The organism is Brevibacterium sp. AGC70 (genome assembly GCF_057334195.1).
This window is the reverse complement of the sequence record NZ_JBHFIH010000018.1, coordinates 300,804-304,514: the sequence shown is the minus strand read 5'-3', so window position 1 is coordinate 304,514 and position 3,711 is coordinate 300,804. Positions and strand designations below refer to the sequence as shown.

The following is a 3,711-nucleotide window of genomic DNA, read 5'->3' as shown; positions in this document are numbered from 1 at the left end:
GCCGAGAACGACTCCCCCTGCCCGTCCAGGGATTCTCGTGAGATCCGAATTCCGGCGATGCGGGTGTCGAGTTCCTCGACGACTTCATAGGGCAGTCCGTAGCGACGGCAGCGGTATTCCAGTGCAGCCTGTGCCTGCTGATTGCGGTCCCAGACGTCTTCCAGGTGAGGCGGGATCGTCTCATCGGTCAGTCCCCAGGTCGGAAACAGGGCGCAGGCAAGCTCCGGGTGGCCATCGCAGTGGTAGCACTCGCGGTTGTTCTCCATCACGAGCTTCCAGTTGGCCTCCTCCACGATGTTCTGCTGATAGGCCACCTTGGTCTTCGCAAGTTCGTGCGGTCCGACGTAGGGGGCGAAGATCGCCGCGGTGTCGTCGAAGTCGGTGGGGGGTTCCTCTGCCAAGCAGAGGAAGACGAGTCCCGCGACGATCTTCCCGTGCGCGCGCTTGAGCGAGTAGCAGGCCTTGTCGAATTCCATCTCACCCGGCGCCGAGGCGTGGATGAGCTGACCATCGGGCGAATACGTCCACGAGTGGTACCCGCAGACCAGATTGCCCGTGGTGCCTGCGGCCTCGGTGAGGACGCGGGCACCGCGGTGGCGACACACATTGTGCAGAACGTTGACTCCGCCGTCGTCGGTGCGCAGCACGAGAAGGGAATAGGGACCGAAGTCCAGGGTGACATAGTCCCCGGGCTCTGGAATCTCTGCGACGCTGCAGGCGAAGACCCAGTTCTGCCCGAAGATGGCCTGCATATCGAGATTGAAGAGATGGTCGTCGGTGTAGAAAGGAGCCTCGAGTGAGAAGCCTGTACGTCGCGTGTCGAGCAGTTGACGGATCTCGTCGAGTCTCTCTTCGCTGAAGCCGGCAGGGAAACCCTTCTTCGTCGGCGCCAGATTCACTGCGGTCAATTCCATCTCCCTTGATGTCTGCTGCTGGTGTATTGCGTCCCGTGACAACCCCGGCTCTCTGCCGAAGCACGTGAGTTGACCGGTGCTGTCACAGAAGACAATAGCCATCAAGACACTGCAGAAAAAGCGCGAGATTCTGACATATTCCGTGCGGAATCTCCGCATGATTCAGGGCACAATAGTGCCATGATCGATCCTCGCCTCATCACACTGCGCACGTTTGCCGCCTGCGGCACCGTTTCCGCCACTGCCGAACTCACCGGCTATTCCCCCTCGGCCGTGTCCGGGCAGCTGCGCGAGCTCCAGAACTCGCTGGGTATGACGCTGCTCGTCAAGGACGGACGCGGACTGCGGCTGACGGCGACAGGCCAGAATCTCGTGCGCCTCTCCGACAGGCTCATCGCCGAATGGGAGGACATCCGCGCTTCCTCCTTGACTGCCGGGGATCAGACGCCAACGCATTTCGGAATCGGAGGCTTCTCGACCGCCTCGGCGAATCTGCTCGCACCACTTGCGGCCCACCTGCAGAGGTCTCACCCCACATCCACGGTCCATGTCACCGAAGCAAGTCCCACGCGGTGCTTCGAACTCCTCGTGGCCGAACGCATCGACCTTGCCGTCGTCGTCTCCATGCAGGGCGATGTCCAGGTCGAAGACGATCCACGATTCGAGAAGGTCGACCTGCTCGACGATCCGCTCGACGTCATGGTGCCCTCCGACCACCCGGTCGCCGCACTCGAGTCTGTGACACTGGCCGATCTGGCCGCCGAAGATTGGATCACCGCTGCGCCCGGATCGCCCTATCACGCACTGTTCATCGCCGCGTTCACCGCGGCCGGTGTGACCCCGCGAATCTCCCACGAATCTGTCGAATGGGAAACGCAGGCAGCCCTCGTCGGGGTCGGGGTGGGCGTCAGTCTGCTGCCCAGGCTGGTCAGCCTCGCCGGGGAGGACAATGTCACCAGAGTCCGTCTGACCGGGCCGGGCAGACTCAGCCGGAAGATCGTCGCAGCAGTCCGCACCGGCAGCCGCAATTCGCCGTTGATCAAGGAGTCTCTGCGACACCTGCGGGCCACCTCCCAGCACATTCTTACGACCCGCCTCGGCGAATGAGGCTGCGCCTGTTGACACACCGGCCATCGAAAGGCGAGACTGCAGGCACGTCTGATGAAAGACTGATATTTCAGGAGGCTTTGCGGCCATCCTGAGGTTCGCCACTTCCACATTCTTTCGAATGGAGACTCAACGATGAGCAATAAGGCAATCAGCTACGCAGGTCCCGGCAAGGTCGAAGTCGTCGACACTGAGTATCCCGAGTTCGTCCTCAAGGACGGCCCCGGCGTCCATCCAGCCAACGTCGGCCGCAAGGTCGATCACGGCGTCATCCTCAAGACCGTGGCCACGAACATCTGCGGCTCCGACCAGCACATGGTCCGGGGCCGCACCACTGCACCTGAAGGGCTCGTTCTCGGCCACGAGATCACCGGCGAGGTGGTCGAAGTCGGTCGTGACGTCGAATTCGTCAAGGTCGGCGATCTCGTCTCCGTGCCGTTCAACATCTCCTGCGGTCGCTGCCGGAACTGCATCGAGCGCCAGACCGGCATCTGCCTCAACGTCAACCCTGATCGTCCAGGCTCTGCCTACGGCTATGTCGACATGGGCGGATGGGTCGGAGGACAGGCCGAATACGTGCTCGTCCCCTACGCCGATTGGAACGTCCTGAAGTTCCCTGACAAGGACCAGGCAATGGAGAAGATCCTCGATCTGGCCATGCTCTCCGACATCTTCCCCACCGGCTTCCACGGTGCGGTCGGGGCCGGCGTCACCATCGGTTCGACGGTCTACGTCGCCGGTGCAGGTCCGGTCGGAATCGCAGCGGCCACCTCGGCGCAGCTCCTCGGTGCACCGGTCGTCATCGTCGGCGACCTCAACGAGGACCGTCTGGCACAGGCACGCGCCTTCGGATGCGAGACCGTCGATGTCTCCAAAGGCGACCCGAAGGATCAGATCGAGCAGATCCTCGGCACTCCCGAGGTCGACTGCGGCATCGATGCCGTGGGCTTCGAAGCCCGTGGACACGGCAAGGAAGCAGCCACCGAGGCTCCGGCCACCGTGCTCAACTCGCTCATGGACATCACCCGCGCCGGCGGCAGCCTGGGCATTCCCGGGCTCTACGTCACCGGCGACCCAGGGCTGCCGATAAGGCGGCCCAAGAGGGATCGCTGTCGATGCGCTTCGGACTCGGCTTCGCGAAGTCCCATGTCTTCGTCACCGGCCAGTGCCCGGTCATGAAGTACAACCGCGGGCTGATGCACGCGATCCTCAATGACAAGGTGACGATCGCGAAGAACGTCAACGCCACCCCGATCGCCCTCGAGGATGCCCCGCAGGGCTACGCAGAGTTCGACTCAGGCGTGGCAAAGAAGTTCGTCCTCGACCCCCACGGGTTGGTCAGGGCCTGAGTAATCTGAGGCGGCCTCGGGGCGTACGACTTCAGGCCACGAGGGAGCCACAACCTTCCACCCAGCAACCACCGTCGAAAAACGGGTGCTGCGTCGAGACACATGGGTACACACCCGCGCGTCGACGCAGCACCCGTTTTTCCATGCTGGGGTGGGTTGCTCAGCCCAGTTCGTCGACCAGGCGTGTGAACGCGAGATGGGCCAGGGCGGCGGCCAAACCAGGGTCGAGGGAGGACACTGCCCTCCGTCCCGTAACGGCTGGTCGCTCCTGCTCGAAGAATGGGAATTTTTCGACCAGGAGGTACCGACCGTTCGCCACCATGCCATCGAGCCATGGGCAC

The 3,711-nt window shown here is 62.9% G+C and carries 3 protein-coding genes and 1 pseudogene; 2 read left to right on the top strand and 2 right to left on the bottom strand.

The window, feature by feature from the left end:
- Positions 1 to 908 (bottom strand): aromatic ring-hydroxylating oxygenase subunit alpha (locus ACE03M_RS16735; protein WP_485935161.1); only part of this gene is annotated, 908 nt, incomplete at its 3' end.
- 186 nt (positions 909 to 1,094) lie between these two features.
- On the opposite strand from ACE03M_RS16735, the gene ACE03M_RS16730 reads away from it, so the two are divergent.
- Positions 1,095 to 2,021 (top strand): LysR family transcriptional regulator, encoded by a 927-nt coding sequence (locus ACE03M_RS16730; protein ID WP_485935160.1) that lies wholly within the window; start codon positions 1,095 to 1,097, stop codon positions 2,019 to 2,021.
- A gap of 135 nt (positions 2,022 to 2,156) precedes the next feature.
- Positions 2,157 to 3,370, top strand: a pseudogene (gene fdhA / locus ACE03M_RS16725) (formaldehyde dehydrogenase, glutathione-independent).
- Positions 3,371 to 3,530: 160 nt separating this feature from the next.
- Here the strand turns inward: fdhA and ACE03M_RS16720 are convergent.
- A partial coding sequence (locus tag ACE03M_RS16720; RefSeq protein WP_485935158.1) for a hypothetical protein occupies positions 3,531 to 3,711 on the bottom strand: 181 nt, incomplete at its 5' end.